The 17,430-nt window shown below is 34.8% G+C and carries 21 protein-coding genes; 20 read left to right on the forward strand and 1 reads right to left on the reverse strand.

Annotation, left to right across the window (positions count from 1 at the left end; translation table 11 throughout):
• Window positions 1-9 precede the first annotated feature (9 nt).
• Window positions 10-1,362, reverse strand: coding sequence for a Mur ligase family protein (locus HDR40_RS07675; RefSeq protein WP_290628005.1), 1,353 nt, complete (start codon window positions 1,360-1,362; stop codon window positions 10-12).
• Between the two features lie 130 nt (window positions 1,363-1,492).
• On the opposite strand from HDR40_RS07675, the gene HDR40_RS07680 reads away from it, so the two are divergent.
• From HDR40_RS07680 to HDR40_RS07775, 20 genes are all read left to right on the forward strand, one after another.
• Window positions 1,493-2,095 (forward strand): thymidine kinase, encoded by a 603-nt coding sequence (locus HDR40_RS07680; protein ID WP_290628007.1) that lies wholly within the window; start codon window positions 1,493-1,495, stop codon window positions 2,093-2,095.
• 30 nt (window positions 2,096-2,125) lie between these two features.
• Window positions 2,126-3,214 (forward strand): peptide chain release factor 1, encoded by a 1,089-nt coding sequence (gene prfA, locus HDR40_RS07685; RefSeq protein ID WP_290628008.1) that lies wholly within the window; start codon window positions 2,126-2,128, stop codon window positions 3,212-3,214.
• Window positions 3,207-4,049, forward strand: a complete 843-nt coding sequence (prmC, locus tag HDR40_RS07690; protein ID WP_290628009.1) for a peptide chain release factor N(5)-glutamine methyltransferase — start codon at window positions 3,207-3,209, stop codon at window positions 4,047-4,049. The genes prfA and prmC overlap by 8 nt, the downstream gene beginning before the upstream one ends.
• The gene (locus HDR40_RS07695; RefSeq protein ID WP_290628011.1) at window positions 4,049-5,047 is read left to right on the forward strand and encodes an L-threonylcarbamoyladenylate synthase; all 999 of its coding nucleotides are present in this window, start codon (window positions 4,049-4,051) and stop codon (window positions 5,045-5,047) included. The genes prmC and HDR40_RS07695 overlap by 1 nt, the downstream gene beginning before the upstream one ends.
• 126 nt (window positions 5,048-5,173) lie before the next feature.
• Window positions 5,174-5,803 carry a uracil phosphoribosyltransferase gene (gene upp, locus HDR40_RS07700; protein ID WP_290628013.1) on the forward strand — a complete coding sequence of 210 codons (630 nt, stop codon included), beginning with the start codon at window positions 5,174-5,176 and terminating at the stop codon, window positions 5,801-5,803.
• Between the two features lie 96 nt (window positions 5,804-5,899).
• The gene (gene atpB / locus HDR40_RS07705) at window positions 5,900-6,616 is read left to right on the forward strand and encodes a F0F1 ATP synthase subunit A (RefSeq protein ID WP_290628014.1); all 717 of its coding nucleotides are present in this window, start codon (window positions 5,900-5,902) and stop codon (window positions 6,614-6,616) included.
• Window positions 6,617-6,634: 18 nt separating this feature from the next.
• Window positions 6,635-6,847 carry a F0F1 ATP synthase subunit C gene (gene atpE / locus HDR40_RS07710; RefSeq protein WP_290628015.1) on the forward strand — a complete coding sequence of 71 codons (213 nt, stop codon included), beginning with the start codon at window positions 6,635-6,637 and terminating at the stop codon, window positions 6,845-6,847.
• A gap of 46 nt (window positions 6,848-6,893) precedes the next feature.
• The gene (gene atpF / locus HDR40_RS07715; protein WP_290628017.1) at window positions 6,894-7,394 is read left to right on the forward strand and encodes a F0F1 ATP synthase subunit B; all 501 of its coding nucleotides are present in this window, start codon (window positions 6,894-6,896) and stop codon (window positions 7,392-7,394) included.
• Window positions 7,394-7,939, forward strand: a complete 546-nt coding sequence (locus tag HDR40_RS07720; RefSeq protein ID WP_290628019.1) for a F0F1 ATP synthase subunit delta — start codon at window positions 7,394-7,396, stop codon at window positions 7,937-7,939. Before atpF ends, HDR40_RS07720 begins: the two co-directional genes overlap by 1 nt.
• Before the next feature lie 20 nt (window positions 7,940-7,959).
• Window positions 7,960-9,471, forward strand: a complete 1,512-nt coding sequence (atpA, locus tag HDR40_RS07725; protein WP_290628020.1) for a F0F1 ATP synthase subunit alpha — start codon at window positions 7,960-7,962, stop codon at window positions 9,469-9,471.
• Between the two features lie 17 nt (window positions 9,472-9,488).
• Window positions 9,489-10,436: a F0F1 ATP synthase subunit gamma gene (locus tag HDR40_RS07730; RefSeq protein ID WP_290628022.1), complete on the forward strand. Its 948-nt coding sequence runs from the start codon at window positions 9,489-9,491 to the stop codon at window positions 10,434-10,436.
• An 18-nt stretch (window positions 10,437-10,454) separates the two neighbouring features.
• A complete protein-coding gene (atpD, locus tag HDR40_RS07735) occupies window positions 10,455-11,903 on the forward strand; it encodes a F0F1 ATP synthase subunit beta (protein WP_290628024.1) in 1,449 nt (482 codons plus the stop codon).
• 11 nt (window positions 11,904-11,914) lie between these two features.
• Window positions 11,915-12,355, forward strand: a complete 441-nt coding sequence (locus HDR40_RS07740) for a F0F1 ATP synthase subunit epsilon (RefSeq protein WP_290628026.1) — start codon at window positions 11,915-11,917, stop codon at window positions 12,353-12,355.
• A 58-nt stretch (window positions 12,356-12,413) separates the two neighbouring features.
• The gene (locus HDR40_RS07745) at window positions 12,414-12,644 is read left to right on the forward strand and encodes a DUF1146 family protein (RefSeq protein WP_290628029.1); all 231 of its coding nucleotides are present in this window, start codon (window positions 12,414-12,416) and stop codon (window positions 12,642-12,644) included.
• Window positions 12,645-12,737: 93 nt separating this feature from the next.
• Window positions 12,738-13,730: a rod shape-determining protein gene (locus tag HDR40_RS07750; protein WP_290628031.1), complete on the forward strand. Its 993-nt coding sequence runs from the start codon at window positions 12,738-12,740 to the stop codon at window positions 13,728-13,730.
• 2 nt (window positions 13,731-13,732) lie between these two features.
• Window positions 13,733-13,918, forward strand: coding sequence for a DNA-directed RNA polymerase subunit beta (locus HDR40_RS07755; protein WP_290628033.1), 186 nt, complete (start codon window positions 13,733-13,735; stop codon window positions 13,916-13,918).
• Between the two features lie 20 nt (window positions 13,919-13,938).
• Window positions 13,939-14,229, forward strand: a complete 291-nt coding sequence (yidD, locus tag HDR40_RS07760) for a membrane protein insertion efficiency factor YidD (RefSeq protein ID WP_290628035.1) — start codon at window positions 13,939-13,941, stop codon at window positions 14,227-14,229.
• 8 nt (window positions 14,230-14,237) lie between these two features.
• Complete coding sequence (locus HDR40_RS07765) at window positions 14,238-14,465, forward strand: DUF2969 domain-containing protein (protein WP_290628037.1); 228 nt, start codon at window positions 14,238-14,240, stop codon at window positions 14,463-14,465.
• A 31-nt stretch (window positions 14,466-14,496) separates the two neighbouring features.
• A complete protein-coding gene (locus HDR40_RS07770) occupies window positions 14,497-15,690 on the forward strand; it encodes an FtsW/RodA/SpoVE family cell cycle protein (protein ID WP_290628039.1) in 1,194 nt (397 codons plus the stop codon).
• 94 nt (window positions 15,691-15,784) lie between these two features.
• Window positions 15,785-17,305, forward strand: coding sequence for an SH3-like domain-containing protein (locus HDR40_RS07775; RefSeq protein ID WP_290628041.1), 1,521 nt, complete (start codon window positions 15,785-15,787; stop codon window positions 17,303-17,305).
• Window positions 17,306-17,430: the final 125 nt, after the last annotated feature.

The raw sequence follows: 17,430 nt of genomic DNA on the forward strand, positions 1-17,430 counted from the left end.
CTCGTTTTTTTACATACCTGCTTTAATAATTTTCTTTTCAGCCATCGTTTTACGGAGGGCCAACATTGCGGTGTAAGTTGATAAAATATAGACTTTTTTAGTAGGTAGTTGGCTGATATCATTAAGCAAAGCTTCATTATCAGTAACAGTTGTCATCGTACTTGGATCAAAACCGGCAACTTCAAGTCTGAATCCCATGTCATGCCAACGCTGTCCACCGACTAGAATCTTTTTAATTTTATCTTTATTAAGCCCTTCATAGTCAGCATCCCAAATCCAAGAAGTGTCAATACCATCTGCATGATTAGCATTTAAGAGTGTAACTAATGAATAATCATCTTTTTCGGTATTGAGCATATGAAGCACTTCATCTAGACCAACAGGATTTTTAACTAAAATCAAGTCGATTTCTTTACCACCATAATTGATTAATTCTTGGCGACCAAATATACGTTTATTTTCTGCAAAACTTTGGGCAACTTCGTTTTCAGTTAACCCAAATTCACAAGCGACTGTATAAGCGGCTAAAGCGTTATAAATATTATATGTCCCGCCAATACCAATGGAGTAATCTCTTTCTCCCATCTGAAATTTTAGACTATTAGGAGTTTGATCGATAATTTTATTTACTGTGTAATCTAAGTGTGGTCTGTGGTAGCCACAATTTGGACAGAAAAAGTCACCTAAATTAGCGTAAATTCGCTCATGATAATGTAAAATGTGATCACATTTGGGACACAAAACGCCGTCAGTATTAACTGGTGCTTTAAAATCATTTTCAGGTTTGTCATCAGGTAAACTAAAGCCATAAAAAATCTTCTTATTAGGTAATTCAACTGATGAGAAAATACTTGCATCTCCGTTGGCGATAATGGTTGCATCAGGAGCTAACTTAATACCGTTAACAATTTTTTCGTAAGTGGTATAAATTTCACCATAGCGGTCCATTTGATCTCTAAAAATATTTGTTAGGACAAAATATTTTGGATGGAGTAATTTAGTAACCATTTTTACGTTGGCTTCATCTACTTCAAGGACTGCAATTTTCTTCTTAGCATTCTTTCTTTTATGTGCTAAAAATGCTGTAACAATACCTTGTTGCATATTACTACCGGATGGGTTAGTTAAAACATCACCGTACTTCTTTTTTAAAGCTTCAACAATCAAGGCAGTAGTCATTGTTTTACCGTTTGTACCGGTGACAATAATTGTTTCATAGCCTTTTGCTAAAGAATTTAAAACTTGCGGATCAATTTTCATTGCAATTTTTCCGGGGAAACTAGTTCCACCCTTTAATACATTGTGTAAAAACCAGTATGAAGACTTACCGGTGATTGTGGCAATACTTGATTTAAAACTCATTTTCATCCCTCACTTTAAAACTAGTTTTAACTATAGCATAGAGATTAAGATAAAACGACTTTTTTCGATGCAGAAAATTATATTTTCTACTATACTTATTAAGCAGGAAACTTGAAGAGAAGGAGTAATTATGGCTCAATTATTTTTTCGATATGGTGCAATGAGCAGTGGAAAAACAATAGAAATCCTTAAGGTAGCTCATAATTATGAGGCTCAAGGCAGGAAAATTGTTTTGATGACTAGTAGTTTGGATAATCGAAGTGGTGTCGGTACTATCGCTTCTAGAATAGGATTACAACGGCAAGCAGTTCCAATTGAAAGTGAGATGGATCTTTTTGATTATGTAAAAGATATTAATCAAAAAGATGTTGCGGCTGGAAATGGTAAGATAGCCTGTGTTCTAATTGATGAGTCTCAATTTTTAAAAAGACATCATGTGCTAGAATGCGCTAGAATTGTAGATGAGTTAAAGATTCCAGTAATGGCATTTGGATTGAAAAATGATTTTCAAAATCATTTATTTGAAGGTAGCGAGAATTTGCTGACGTTTGCTGATAAAATAGAAGAGATGAAAACTATCTGTCATTATTGTGGTCACAAAGCTACAATGAATTTAAGAATTAGTAATGGAACTCCTGTGTATGAAGGTGAGCAAGTACAGATTGGTGGAGACGAGTCGTATTATCCGGTTTGTCGTTTTCACTATTTTCATCCAGGCGAAAAGAGAAATTAGATGCTAAATAAAGAAAGGAATAATTAATCGATGGATAAAGTTATGGCTCAATTGGAAGGGTTAGTAGCTCATTATGAAGAACTTCAAGAAATGATGGCTGACCCTGAGGTCATTAATGATACTAAGCGTTATATGGAGATTTCCAAAGAAGAAGCTGATATGCGAGAAGTTGTGCAAAAATATCGCAAATATAAAGCTGATCAAAAGGAAATTAGTGATAATAAAGAAATTATTTCTAATGAATCAGATAGTGACTTAGTCGACATGGCTAAGGAGGAAAACTCTGAATTAGAAAAGGAAGTGGCAGAACTTGAAGATGAAATCAAGATTTTGATGCTTCCTAAAGATCCTAATGATGATAAAGATATTATTATGGAAATCCGTGGTGCTGCAGGTGGGGATGAAGCTTCATTATTCGCTGGTGATTTACTTAGAATGTATGAAAAATATGCTGAAACTCAGGGTTGGAATGTTTCAGTCATTGATTCAGAACCTACTGAAGTGGGTGGATACAAACATGTTGCTATTATGATTACTGGTGATAAAGTTTATTCCAAATTAAAGTACGAAAATGGAGCTCACCGTGTTCAACGTGTACCTGTAACTGAATCACAAGGCCGGGTACATACTTCTACTGCAACTGTAGCTGTAATGCCTGAATATGAACAAGTAGATATTGAGCTTGATCCTAAAGATATTCGTGTAGATGTTTATCGTTCATCTGGGGCTGGTGGTCAGCATATTAACAAAACTTCTAGTGCCGTACGAATGACTCACTTGCCTACTGGAATTGTAGTAGCGATGCAAGATCAAAGATCCCAACAACAAAACCGTGAAAAAGCAATGCAGATTTTAAAATCACGTGTTTATGATTTTTATGAAAGTCAAAATCAAGCACAATATGATGCTAACCGTAAAAATGCTGTTGGTACCGGTGATCGTTCTGAAAGAATTAGAACTTATAATTATCCTCAAAACAGAGTTACTGATCACCGTATTGGTTTAACTTTGAATAAACTAGATAGAATTATGAATGGTGAGCTTGATGAAATTATCAATGCTCTTGTTCTTTACTATCAAACTCAACAATTAGAGAAGATGGCTGAAGATAATGCCTAAGATATTAAAAGATATTAAAGAAAAAGTTTTAAAAGATGATCCTTCTTTACGGAGTGAAGATGTAGATTATGTTTTGGCTGAAAGACTAAATTACACTCCTAGTCAATTTCAATTACATCTAGAAGATGAACTAACTCCTGCTCAACAAAAGCAGGCTCAAAAAGATATGAAGAAGCTATTGCGTGGGGTTTCACCTCAATATATTTTGGGTTATGCTTGGTTTTTAGGCTATAAAATTTTGGTAAAAAAGGGAGTATTAATCCCACGTTTTGAAACAGAAGAATTAGTTCACTGGGCCCTTGAGAATGTTAAAGATAAAGATACTATTTTAGATTTAGGTACTGGTTCAGGGGCAATTATGGTCGCTTTGGCTAGTGAAGCAAAGAAAAAGGGTATTAAAGATTTAACACTTTATGCTAGTGACATTACAGATACTGCTTTACTTGAAAGTGAGGAAAACTTCTTAAATTATGAATTAGATGTTACTACTCGGAAGGCAAATGTGTTAGTTGGATTAGAAAAATTCGATTTAATCGTTTCTAATCCACCTTATATTAAGCTTAGTGAGAAACCGTTAATGGATAAAAATGTAATTAAAAATGAACCAGAAGAAGCACTTTATGGTGGCGAAGATGGACTAGATTTTTATCGTAAGTTTACTAAGCAAGTTAGAGATCACCTTAATTCTCATGGTCAATTTTTTATGGAATTTGGTTTTAGTGAAAAAGAGGATTTAGAAAAGCTATTTGCAGAAGAGTTACCTGATTTTGAAATTGAATTTAGGGATGACATGGCTGGTAAACCACGTATGGTACATGGAAGGTGGAATAAGTAATGGAAACTAAAATTTTAAAAAAAGAAGAGATTCCAGAAGCTGTTGAACTTTTAAAAAAAGGTGAACTAGTAGCTTTTCCAACTGAAACTGTATATGGTCTAGGAGCACTAGCTACTAATGAAAGCGCTGTGAAAAGTGTTTATACAGCTAAAGGACGTCCAAGTGATAATCCTTTGATTGTGACTGTTTCAGATGAAGAAATGATGAAACGTTTTGTTGATGAAGTACCACAACGTGCCCAAAAATTAATTAAGCATTTTTGGCCAGGACCTTTAACAATTATTTTATTTGTTAAAAAAGATTCTTTACCAACCGCAGTTACTGGTGGGTTGCCAACAGCTGCTTTTAGATGTCCAAATGATGAATTAACGCGAGAATTAATTTCTAAGCTCGATAATCCAATTGTAGGACCATCTGCTAATACTTCCACTAAACCTAGTCCTACAACTGCTCAGCATGTTTTTCATGATTTAAATGGTAAAATTGCAGGAATTATTGATAATGGCCCAACAGAAATTGGTCTGGAATCAACAATTATTGATTTATCTGTTGATACACCTACAGTTTTACGACCAGGAGAAATTACACCTGAAGAAATTTCAGAGGTGTTAGGTGAGGAAGTTTTAATGAATAAAGGAACTACTCAAACCAAAGGTGTACCTAAAGCTCCCGGAATGAAGTATCGCCATTATGCTCCAAGTGCGCCAGTTTATATTGTTGATAGAGAAGAGGATTTTCAAAAGATTCCTCAGGGCAAGAATATAGGAGTAGCAGCATTAAACTCAGTTTTAGATAAAATTGAGAATGATAATAAGTTTGATTTGGGTAAGTCAATTGATGAAGCTGCTCATAATCTTTTTGGTGCACTAAGATTTTTCGATAATAAGGATAAAATTACTGAAATTTATGTACAGGGTTTTAGTAAAGGAAATATTAGTGCAGCTTATATGAATCGTCTTAATAAGTCTGCTGCGGGGCATCATTTTAAATTTGAATAACTTTAAAAAAAGCGAGTATTAAAAAACTCGCTTTTTTTAATATAAATTAGCACTTTTAACGAACTATCAAGCATAAATTTTGTTAAAATAATGAACGAAGTAGTATTAAAGAAATAGGAGGTCATTATGGGAAAGTTTACAGTTTTGAATCATCCGTTAATCCAACATAAATTAACGATTATTCGTAAAAAAGACACCGGTACTAACGAGTTTAGACAAATTGTTGGTGAAATCGGTGGATTAATGGTTTATGAAATGACACGTGATTTACCATTAAAGAACGTGGAGATTGAAACCCCTATGGGTAAATCAACTCAAAAAGAATTAGCAGGCAAAAAATTAGTTATCGTACCGATTTTACGTGCTGGTCTTGGAATGGTTGATGGAGTTTTAGAGATGATTCCATCTGCAAAAGTTGGTCATATTGGAATGTATCGTGATGAAGAAACTTTAAAGCCACACGAATACTTCTTTAAGATGCCATCTGATATTGAAGATCGTGAATGTATCATTGTTGACCCAATGCTAGCTACTGGTGGTTCAGCTAATATGGCTATTGAAGCACTTAAAAAGCGTGGTGCTAAGAATATTCGCTTAGCTGTATTAGTAGCTGCACCTGAAGGTGTAAAAGCCGTTCAAGAGGAAAACCCAGATGTAGATATCTACGCTGCTGCTGAAGATGAAAAATTAATGTCAAATGGTTATATCTATCCAGGATTAGGCGATGCAGGTGATCGTTTATTTGGCACTAAATAAAAATATATTCTTTAAAAAAATTTTGAATTTGTGAATCTTGGGTGTTATGATTTTAAATGTGTTTGAGGTATTCAGCACAAGAAGGGAGGTCACGAAGTGGGTGAAAAATCTGTTGTTGTTGGTATTGGAGGCTTGAACTTTAATCTTACTAACTGCCTGGGTGGAACATTAGTTGCACTTGCCGTTTTCTTTTTTGTTTACTATCTTTCACGTAAAGTTAGTATTAAACCAACTAAGAAGCAAAACGTACTTGAATACTTAATTGATTTTACAAATGATATTGTTAAATCAAATGTAGAAGATGTAGATGCACAAAAACACTTGTCACTATATGCTTTCACATTGTTCTTATTTATCTTTATGATGAATCAGTTAGGACTATTTTTCGAGTTTTCTATCAACGATCACATCCTTGTGAAATCACCAACTGCCAACCCAACCATTACAATGACTATGGCAATGATAACATTGCTTTTGGCCTTTAACTTTGGAGTGCAGAAATATGGTGTAAAAGGCTATCTTGTTAGTTATGCAAGACCAGTTGGTTTCTTGCTTCCAATTAACTTGATTGAAGAGTTTACTAACTTCTTGACGTTATCACTACGTCTGTACGGTAATATTTATGCTGGTGAAGTTTTGTTAACATTGATTGGAAATCGCCTGGCAAAAAGTGGAGGTCTTTGGACAGTCATCGCTTCGGCACCATTAACACTTGTTTGGCAAGGCTTCTCTGTCTTTATTGGATCTATCCAAGCATATGTATTTGTAACTTTATCAATGGTATATATCGGAAACAAGGTTACAGAAGAATAATTTACGGAGGTTTTTTATATGAAATACATCGGTGCAGCAATCGCTGCTGGTTTAGCTGCGTTGGCAGCTTCATATGGTAACGGCCAAGTTATATCAAAAACTATTGAAGGTATGGCAAGACAACCAGAAGCTGCTGGTAATTTAAGAACTACTATGTTTATCGGTGTTGGTTTGATTGAAGCTGTTCCTATTTTGGCAATTGTGTTCGGTTTCTTGATTCTTTTCTTGTAATTTGCGTTTTTATTTTATTCGTAATTACTAGAAAGAAGGGTAAGACATGCAATTTATGTTTGCAGCCTTAAAATTAGAGTTAGGTGATACTTTCTATTACCTTATTATCTTTGCTGTCCTTCTTTTGTTAGTTAAACATTTTGCTTGGGGACCAGTTACTGACATGATGGAAAAACGTCGTCAAAAGATAACTGATGACATTGAACAAGCAGAAAGTGACCGTAAGAAGGCAGAAATTTTAGCTAATAAGCGAGAAGCAGAGCTGAAAAACTCTAAACAAGAGGCAACACAAATTCTTTCTACTGCAAAGAGTAATGCGGAGAAGACGAAGCAATCTATTATTAGTGAAGCGGACTCTGAAGCTGCTGCTATTAGAAAAAAGGCCAATGCCGATGCTGCTCAAGCAAAAACTGATGCTTTGAATGAGGCACGTGATCAAGTTGCAGATTTATCAGTTGCAATTGCTGAAAAAGTAATTGCTAAGAGTTTATCTGCTGAAGATCAAAAGGACTTGGTAGATCAATTTATCAAGGGGCTGAATGACTAATGTCTTTAAGTAGAGAAGAAATTGCTTCTAGATATAGCAAAGCTTTATTTGAATATGCACAAGATACTAATAAACTTGAAGAAGTTCATTCAGAGATGAATATTTTACTTCAAGTGGTAAATGAGAATCCTGACATGATTCGTTTGTTAGCAGATCCAATTTTACCTAAAAATGAAAAAGAGAGTTTTTTAAGTACTTTTTCTCAGGATTTGTCTGATGAAAGTAGAAATTTTTTAGAATTTTTACTTCAATATGACAGATTTGCAGAATTTGTTGATATAGTTGAAGCTTTTGATCGACTTTACAATAAGTACAAAAATATCGCTGATGGTACTGTAATTAGTGCTGTTAAATTGAGTAATGAAGAACTCCAAAAAATTAGTCAAGCATATGCTAAAAAGTATGGATTAAATGAATTAATTCTTACTGATGAAGTGGAACCTAGCATTCTAGGAGGCGTAATCCTCAAAGTTGGGGACCGAATAATTGATGGTTCTATTAGAACCAAATTGCAACAAATTCGTGAGCAATTAATAAATAATTAAGTATAAAAGAGGTGAAACCATTGAGCATTAAAGCAGAAGAAATAAGTGCTTTGATCAAACAACAACTTGAAAAATACGATGATAAGCTTAATGTTGATGAAGTTGGTACTGTGACTTATGTTGGTGATGGTATCGCAAGAGCTCATGGCTTAAATAATGTACTTTCAAGTGAATTGTTACAATTTTCTAACGGTTCATATGGTATTGCCCAAAACCTTGAAGCTAATGATGTTGGTATCATTATTTTAGGTAGATTTGACAATATTCGTGAAGGTGACCAAGTAAAGCGTACTGGTCGAATCATGGAAGTTCCTGTTGGAGACGCTTTGATTGGGCGTGTAGTAAATCCATTGGGGCAAGCTGTTGACGGTTTAGGTGAAATAAAGACAGATAAAACTAGACCTATTGAAAGTAAAGCTCCTGGTGTTATGGATAGACAATCCGTTAACCAACCTTTACAAACTGGTATTAAAGCAATCGATGCTTTGGTTCCAATTGGCCGAGGACAGCGTGAATTAATTATTGGTGACCGTAAAACTGGTAAAACTGCCTTAGCTTTGGATACTATTATTAACCAAAAGGGTAAGGACGTAATTTGTATTTACGTTGCTATTGGACAAAAGGAATCAACAGTTAAGAATTCCGTTGAAACCTTAAAACGTTTTGGTGCTATGGACTACACAATTGTTGTGGAAGCTGGTCCTAGTGAACCAGCGCCAATGCTTTATATTGCCCCATATGCAGGTACTGCAATGGGTGAAGAATTTATGTACAATGGTAAGGATGTTTTGATTGTCTTTGATGACTTAAGTAAGCAAGCTGTTGCTTATCGTGAACTTTCCTTACTACTTCGTCGTCCACCTGGTCGTGAAGCTTACCCTGGTGATGTATTCTATTTACACTCACGTTTGTTGGAACGTAGTGCTAAATTAAGTGATAAGCTTGGTGGTGGTTCTATGACTGCCTTACCATTTATCCAAACTCAAGCTGGAGATATCTCTGCATATATTCCAACTAACGTTATTTCTATTACTGACGGACAAATTTTCTTGGAAGCTGATTTATTCTTTGCTGGAACACGTCCTGCTATTAACGCTGGTGAATCTGTTTCTCGTGTTGGTGGTAGTGCACAAATCAAGGCTATGAAGAAAGTTGCGGGTACTTTACGTGTGGACTTAGCTTCCTATCGTGAATTAGAGAGTTTTGCTCAATTCGGTAGTGATTTGGACCAAGCTACTCAAGCTAAGTTAAACCGTGGTCGTCGTACTGTAGAAGTATTGAAGCAACCACTTCATAAGACTCTTCCTGTTGAAGATGAAGTTTTAATCCTTTACGCTTTGACTCATGGATTTCTTGATGCGATTCCTGTACCGGATATTCAACGTTATGAACTTGAATTATACGATTACTTTGCAAGTAATTATGATGATTTACTTGATGTAATCCGTAAGACAGGTGAATTACCTGATGAAGATAAGCTAAATGAAGCATTAAAGAACTTCAACGAAGGTTTTTCAATCAGTAAGAATTAGAAGAGGAGGTTTTTTCATTGGCAGAATCTCTCCTTGAACTAAAGAAAAAGATTGCTTCAATCCAAAAAACTGGTCAAATTACTGAAGCTATGAGAATGGTTTCTGGTGTTAAGCTTAATCAAACTGAAAAAATAGACCAAGGTTACACTATTTATAACGATAAAATTAGAACTACTGTATCTCATTTGATGAGTTCTCAAGTTTTAAGCAAGCTTTCAGGCTCACAAGTAGATTCTGATACTTTAGAATCATTAGATTATTCTGGTATTTTTAATTTAGGTACTATGACATCATTGATTCAACCTCGTAAAGAAATTAAGTCTACAGGTTATTTGGTAATTAGTGGTGATAGGGGTCTAGTTGGCTCTTACAATAGTCAAGTTATTAAAAATATGATGAATATTTTTAAAGATTCCGAAGCTGAGAAGAAAGATATAAAGGTTTTAGCTGTAGGTAGTGTTGCGGCACAATTTTTCAAGAAACAAAATCTTAATGTGGTTTATGAGTACAGCGGTATTGAAGATGTTCCAACTTATGATCAAGTAAAGGATGTTATTGAAACTGTTGTAAAGATGTATCTTAATGGTGTTTATGATGAGTTGTATGTATGTTATACGCATCATGTTAACACTTTGACATCGGCATTTCGTGTTGAAAAAATGTTACCAATTTCTGATATTGATATTAATCATGAAGATGTTATGCCAAAAGATTACTTAATTGAGCCAAACATTGATTCTGTTTTAAAAGCTATTTTGCCACAATTTGCCAAATCAATGATTTTTGGTGCTATTTTAGATGCCAAAACCGCAGAACATGCTAGTTCTATGACTGCAATGCAAAGTGCTTCTAAAAATGCAGATGATGTTGTTTCTGGATTGAAGACAAAGTTAAACAGAGCTAGACAGGCACAAATTACTACCGAAATTACTGAAATTATCGGTGGTGCTAATGCCTTAGAATAATAATAGAAAAGGAGGTAGATGTTTTTGAGTAAAGGCGAAATTGTCCAAGTTATTGGACCTGTCGTTGACGTAGAATTTCCAATCGGCAAAGATTTACCTGACATTAATAATGCCTTACGTGTAGTAAACAATAACGGCAAAACTATCGTTCTTGAAGTTACGCTTGAACTTGGTGATGGTGTATTAAGAACAATCTCAATGGACTCTACCGACGGTTTAAGACGTGGAATGGAAGTTGAAGATACTAAAGCTCCAATTTCTGTTCCTGTCGGTAAAGCTACATTAGGTCGTGTATTTAATGTTTTGGGTGATCCAATCGATGGAGGTCCAGCATTACCTGATGATATTGAACGTGATAGTATTCATAAGAGTGCTCCTAAGTATGATGAATTAAGTACTAGTGAAGAGATTCTTGAAACTGGTATTAAAGTTATTGACTTATTGGAACCTTATGTTCGTGGTGGTAAAGTTGGTTTGTTCGGTGGTGCTGGTGTTGGTAAAACCACTATCATTCAAGAATTGATTCACAATATTGCCCAAGAACACGGTGGTATATCTGTCTTTACTGGTGTTGGAGAAAGAACTCGTGAAGGTAATGATCTTTACTTTGAAATGAAAGCATCTGGTGTTTTAGCTAAAACAGCCATGGTATTTGGTCAGATGAATGAGCCGCCTGGTGCCAGAATGCGTGTTGCCTTGACTGGTTTAACAATTGCGGAATACTTCCGTGATGTTGAAGGTTTGGATGTATTACTCTTTATTGATAATATTTTCCGTTTTACTCAGGCAGGATCAGAAGTTTCAGCACTTCTTGGACGTATGCCAAGTGCCGTTGGTTACCAGCCAACTTTAGCTACTGAAATGGGTCAATTACAAGAAAGAATTACTTCTACTAAGAAGGGTTCTATTACTTCTATTCAGGCCGTTTATGTGCCTGCGGATGACTACACTGACCCAGCCCCAGCAACTACTTTCGCACACTTGGATGCTACTACTAACTTGGAACGTAGTTTAGTTGATAAAGGTATTTATCCCGCTGTTGATCCATTAGAGTCTACTTCTAGTGCTTTGGATCCTGAAGTTGTTGGTGAAGAGCATTATCAAGTTGCTGTTCAAGTTCAACATATCTTGCAACGTTATCAAGAACTTCAAGATATAATTTCCGTTTTAGGTATGGATGAATTATCAGATGATGAAAAGTTAATTGTTTCTCGTGCTAGAAGAATTCAATTCTTTTTATCTCAAAACTTCTTCGTTGCTGAACAATTTACTGGTATTCCTGGTTCATACGTACCAATTAAAGAAACTATCAAGGGCTTTAAGATGATTATTGATGGTAAATTAGATGATCTTCCTGAAGATGCCTTCCGTAACGTTGGTCCAATTGAAGATGCAATTAAGAAGGCTAAGGAAATGGGAGTAACTCCTAAAGATCCTGAAGCTCAAGCTATGTTAGAAGCAAAGTAGGGTGATGCGCTATGGCAGAACCAGAAAGACTTTTAACAGTAAGTGTAGTTACACCTGATGGTGAGATTTACTCACACCGTGCTAGTATGTTAGAAATGCGTGCAGTTGATGGTGATATTACAATCATGTATAATCACATGCCAATTGTTGTTCCGCTAGCTATTGGGGAAGTAAGAGTAAAACGTGACCATGAGATGAATGATCGTATTGATCATATCGCAGTTAATGGTGGTTATGTAGAGTTTTCTAATAATGTAGCTACTATTATCGCCGATAGTGCTGAAAGAGCTCGAAACATCGATGTTAAGCGTGCTCAGACAGCTAAGCAACGTGCACAGGAACATATGCGTGAAGCAGAAGCTGAGCACAATGATAGAGAATATCTTGAGGCTCAAATTGCTTTGCGTCGTGCCGTTAACAGATTAAACGTTCATGATAATTACGGTAAGTAATATAATTAAAAGGGCAGACATAAGTCGGCCCTTTTTTGTGTAATAAATGGAAATTAAAATGAAACAAGTTGGAGTACATGCTTTAGTTAGTATAATTACATATTTAGTAACAATTGGTATTTCTTTTAGAATTGTAAAGTCCTTAAGAGTTGAAAAATTTTTTAGAAAAGGACATACTTTTGAAATACAAGCTTTTCTATTATTTGTAGCAATTAGTTTAGGATATTTAGTTGCTCAATTTTTATTAGCATTGATTGATCAGTCTGCAGCTCTTAAATTATTGTTTTAGAAAATATTAAGAATAGTGAAGTTTAGGGTAATTCTTAAAGTAATCGCACTTTTGTGTTACAATTTTTATTGATTAAATACTGGAGGCACAAACGTGGCAAGAGATATAGGAATCGATTTAGGAACAGCCAATGTACTGATTAATTTATCAGGTAAAGGTATCGTGTTAAACGAACCTTCTGTTGTAGCTGTTGATACTAATACCGATAAGGTTGTCGCAGTGGGAACTGAAGCCTATGAAATGGTAGGACGTACCCCTGGAAATATTCGTGTAATTCGTCCGCTTAAAAATGGTGTAATTGCGGACTTTGATATTACTGAAGAAATGTTAAGTTATTTCATTGAAAAATTAAATGTTAAAGGCTTTATGTCAAAACCTAATATTTTAATTTGTGCACCAACTGGAATAACTTCAATTGAACAAAAAGCAATTATTCAAGCTGCTGAAAAATCTGGTGGAGGTCAAGTGTATCTTGATTTTGAACCTAAGGTAGCAGCTGTTGGTGCAGGACTAGATATTTTTAAACCTCAAGGTAATATGGTTATTGATATTGGTGGTGGTACTACTGATATTGCTATTTTATCAATGGGTGAAATTGTAACTTCTCGATCCTTGCGTTGGGCAGGTGATGCGATGAGTAAGGCAATTATTAGTTATTTGAAAAATGAGAAGAACTTACTTATTGGTCAACGAACTGCTGAGCAAATTAAGATTCAAATTGGTTATGCATTTAAACCTGATCCTGATAAATCAATGACAGTTAGAGGTCGTGATATTGTTAATGGTTTGCCTAAGCAGGTTACAATTACTGCTCCAGAAGTTCAAAACGCTCTACAAGATGGTTTAATGTCAATTGTGGCAGCTACTAAAGAAGTTTTGGAGCAAACTCCCCCAGAACTTTCTGCGGACATTATTGACCGTGGAATTATGTTAACGGGTGGTGGCGCCTTGCTTAAGAATCTGGATAGTTTAATTACATACTATCTTCAAGTTCCTGTTTTAACTGCAGATGAGCCATTGGAAGCAGTTGCTTTAGGAACTGGAATTTTGTTACAAAATATTGAACAGCATAGTAAGAAACATTAATTATGAATAATAAAGTTTTTAATTCTACTGTTTTATTGAAGCATTTAAAGCAAATAGGAAAGATAGTTTTATATCTTTTACTTGCTTTAATTATTGGTGCCTTTATTGGTTGTGGAGTTGCAGGATCCAATCCCTTTGCAATTTTCTTTCCTTCAACATGGACACGTTTGTTTCAATTTTTAAGTTAAGAATAAGTGTATAGTTTACAATGAAGAATATTTTGATTAGCTTGGTTAAAATTTATCAGAAAATAATTTCACCAGTTTTACCTCCTTCGTGTCGCTATTATCCAACGTGCTCATCATATATGATAACTGCTTTAAAAAAACATGGGGCAGTTTTGGGATTAATTATGGGAGGAGCTCGAATTATAAGGTGTAATCCGTTCATTAGAGGCGGGGTGGATCCAGTTCCGGATAATTTTACGCTTAGACGTAATCCACATCCAGAACGTTATGAGGATCCAATAATTGCTGAAGCTTTTCATAAAAATAAATAGGAGATATTATGTCAAGAAAACTCGAAAGTATTGATATTGAAGTTAATGAAAAAAAGGGTGTAGCAAATCCAACTTGGGAAGTTATTATTCCTGGCAAACGCTCAATTGGGGTAATTGAACAAGTTGAAGAACGTTATCATGTAGTTTCTAGCAAGAGTAATCATAGTCTTTACTCTAAAACTTTAGAGAGTGCAATTAACGAATTACTTTCATACTTTACTTTACACGAAAAATAAAAGTTAATATTAATTAAGTTAGGAATTATTCATGGCAAGAGTTGAAAAAAAAGCAGCTTGGTATGATCGAATTGCATGGGGAATAGTGGTTCCCGTAGCTATGCTAGCTGTTATCAGTTTATACGCAATCTGGGTTGCCGCAGCCAATGATTCCTCAGTGGGTTCGCCTGTTAAGATGGTAGCGTCTCAAGCAATGTGGTATGGAATCTCTGTTGTCTTAATCATTTTTGTAATGCAATTTGATGCAGATCAATTATATCGAGTCGCGCCAATAGTTTATGGTATAGGGATAGTATTGCTGATTGCGGTGCTATTTTTGTATGATCGTTCAACAGCTCAGAGTACAGGGGCTAAAAGTTGGTTTAAACTTGGACCATTGACTTTCCAACCTTCGGAAATTATGAAGCCAGCGTTTATATTAATGTTGGCACGGGTAGTTGAAAAACATAATGCCTTATACGCACATACAATTAAAAATGATTGGATTTTACTAGGTAAAATTGCGGCCTGGTTGCTACCGGTAGCTATTTTGTTAAAATTGCAAAATGACTTTGGTACTATGTTAGTATTCTTTGCAATTGTGGTAGGGGTAATTTTAGTTTCAGGTATTTCTTGGAAAATAATTGTCCCTGTTGCCGTAATTGGAGCGGTTGTCGGAACGGCGGCTATTTTATTAGTTACTACTGATTGGGGTCAAGCTGTTTTAGGAAATATTGGTTTTAAAGCTTATCAATTTCAAAGAATTAATTCTTGGTTAAAGCCATATGGAGATACTTCGTCTGGTGCCTACCAATTGTGGCAAAGTATGAAAGCCGTTGGCTCAGGGCAACTGTTTGGGGCTGGTTTTGGTAAGGTAAGTGTATATGTACCTGTTAGAACATCAGATATGGTGTTCTCTGTTATTGCCGAGTCCTTTGGTTTTGTAGGTAGTTGTGCATTAATTTTGATTTATTTCTATTTGATTTATCAGATGGTAGATATTACTTTTGAAACTAAAAATGCATTCTATTCTTATATTTCTACTGGAATTATTATGATGCTTTTATTCCACATTTTTGAAAATATTGGAATGGGAATTGATGTGTTGCCATTAACAGGTATTCCCTTACCATTTGTTTCTCAAGGTGGATCAGCGTTACTTAGCAACATGATTGGTGTTGGATTGATTCTTTCAATGAAATGGCATCATAAAGATTATATGTTTAGTACCGCTGGTGACTTTTAATTATTTCAATAAAGTTTTATAATTAGCAACGTATTGTTTTATATACGTTGCTTTTTATGTGGGAAGTATTAAAAAGCTATAAGGTGGTTAAGGAATGAAAAAAAGAAATGTTAAGATAGCTGTATTATTAGCTTTATTTGGGATATCTTTACAAAAAAGTCAAGTACCATCAGTACAAGCTAAGACTTTAGGAACTTATAAAATAAAAGTTATAAATCCTAATAAAAACTATGGTATTTATAGTAGTATGTCTTCACGAGGTCCAAGTGGATGGCTTACTAATACTAAGACGTTAAAATATGCACATTATCAGGCAACAACTTCTCGTAAAGCGGGAGGATATCGTTATTGGTATGTTTATATTGATGGTCATAAAGCTGGATGGGTTAATGAAAATGCGTTTGCTAAAAGTAAAATTTCTGTAGCAAAAGATATTAGCTTAGTCTATAATCCAGATTATAAATTTTCTACCAAAGATGCAATTAATTATGTAACTGATAAATATGGTAGTATGGTACCCGTTAGTCAAGTTCATATTTCTAAAAAGACAATTTCTTCATCTGCTGTGGGAAATTATAAAATTAAATATACTTATGGAAAAGCTAAAGCTACAGCTAATGTCACTGTGCGAAGTGATCAGACAGAAGGTATAGCTAATGCTAATGCTGTTGCTCAATCTGGAGGTTCTGCTAAGACATGGTTAAGTCATTATAAAACTTCTGGAAATTGGGGTGGTAGCTATGCTCCAGAAACTACATCACATACATTAAAAAGTGGTGATTTAACATTAAAAACTGAATTTTATCAACCTGCTACATTAAATATTGGTACTACGTCTGCTGATGCTACAGGTCCCGTACCTGAAGGAATGACGATGTCAGGTAATTGGATGTATGCTAGTATGTATGCCCATCCATCATCTGAAAAAAATAATCAATATGCTAGAATTGTAGGCTATAATATTAAGTCAATTAATGATAAATATATTATGCAGCGGTTACCATATTTACAATGGAGTCAATTTGTTAGATTGGCTAAATATGTAAAGGTAAGTCCTTATATTAAATTAGGGCATGGTCAAACTTTGAGTTCGACTAGTAAATATCTATATGTAATTGCTAATGATCATACTTTAAAAAATAGCTCTCAATCAGAAGAAATAATGCAAATTAGCAAAAAGGACTTACAAATTAAGAAAATTTCAACTTTTAAAATTTGGAATAGGTCTTCTAAGTATCCTAAATATATTCATAATGGTGTATTTACTAGTGATAATCGTTTTTATGCCGTACAACATAATGGAACTAAGCATCAATTTGAATACTGGGAAGTAACTAAGAGTGGAGATAAGTGGATTCCTAAAGAAGTTGGAGCTACAAAGGGAGACTTTATGTCCAATGGCTCACCAGTACAAGGCTTTGCTTATGATAAAAGTAAAAAGCAATTTTATTTAGCATTTAATGATTATATTTTAAAGATAAGTCGGACTGGTAAATTGCTTAAGACTTACCGCTTTGAGACAGGACGTGAGATAGAGGGACTTTCTTTGCGAGGAAAAACACTTTATGTAGAATTAGCCCAAAGACCAGAACTCTTGTCAGGAAGCCTTAAATAAAAGAAAGTGTCTGGGAAAAAACTAGATACTTAAAATAGAAAATCCGTTAGAACTTGTTTGTTCTAACGGATTTTTTCTATACATTATCTTCCAGCCTTGATATTATTAAATCACCACAAAATAAA

This window comes from Lactobacillus sp., assembly GCF_014803895.1.

Excerpts from the sequence above, each read along its gene's own strand:
- HDR40_RS07675 (WP_290628005.1), bottom strand. The coding sequence starts at position 1,362 with ATGAGTTTTAAATCAAGTATTGCCACAATCACCGGTAAGTCTTCATAC.
- HDR40_RS07680 (WP_290628007.1), top strand. The coding sequence starts at position 1,493 with ATGGCTCAATTATTTTTTCGATATGGTGCAATGAGCAGTGGAAAAACA.
- prfA (WP_290628008.1), top strand. The coding sequence starts at position 2,126 with ATGGATAAAGTTATGGCTCAATTGGAAGGGTTAGTAGCTCATTATGAA.
- prmC (WP_290628009.1), top strand. The coding sequence starts at position 3,207 with ATGCCTAAGATATTAAAAGATATTAAAGAAAAAGTTTTAAAAGATGAT.
- HDR40_RS07695 (WP_290628011.1), top strand. The coding sequence starts at position 4,049 with ATGGAAACTAAAATTTTAAAAAAAGAAGAGATTCCAGAAGCTGTTGAA.
- upp (WP_290628013.1), top strand. The coding sequence starts at position 5,174 with ATGGGAAAGTTTACAGTTTTGAATCATCCGTTAATCCAACATAAATTA.
- atpE (WP_290628015.1), top strand. The coding sequence starts at position 6,635 with ATGAAATACATCGGTGCAGCAATCGCTGCTGGTTTAGCTGCGTTGGCA.
- atpF (WP_290628017.1), top strand. The coding sequence starts at position 6,894 with ATGCAATTTATGTTTGCAGCCTTAAAATTAGAGTTAGGTGATACTTTC.
- HDR40_RS07720 (WP_290628019.1), top strand. The coding sequence starts at position 7,394 with ATGTCTTTAAGTAGAGAAGAAATTGCTTCTAGATATAGCAAAGCTTTA.
- atpD (WP_290628024.1), top strand. The coding sequence starts at position 10,455 with ATGTTTTTGAGTAAAGGCGAAATTGTCCAAGTTATTGGACCTGTCGTT.
- HDR40_RS07740 (WP_290628026.1), top strand. The coding sequence starts at position 11,915 with ATGGCAGAACCAGAAAGACTTTTAACAGTAAGTGTAGTTACACCTGAT.
- HDR40_RS07745 (WP_290628029.1), top strand. The coding sequence starts at position 12,414 with ATGAAACAAGTTGGAGTACATGCTTTAGTTAGTATAATTACATATTTA.
- HDR40_RS07755 (WP_290628033.1), top strand. The coding sequence starts at position 13,733 with ATGAATAATAAAGTTTTTAATTCTACTGTTTTATTGAAGCATTTAAAG.
- yidD (WP_290628035.1), top strand. The coding sequence starts at position 13,939 with ATGAAGAATATTTTGATTAGCTTGGTTAAAATTTATCAGAAAATAATT.
- HDR40_RS07765 (WP_290628037.1), top strand. The coding sequence starts at position 14,238 with ATGTCAAGAAAACTCGAAAGTATTGATATTGAAGTTAATGAAAAAAAG.
- HDR40_RS07770 (WP_290628039.1), top strand. The coding sequence starts at position 14,497 with ATGGCAAGAGTTGAAAAAAAAGCAGCTTGGTATGATCGAATTGCATGG.
- HDR40_RS07775 (WP_290628041.1), top strand. The coding sequence starts at position 15,785 with ATGAAAAAAAGAAATGTTAAGATAGCTGTATTATTAGCTTTATTTGGG.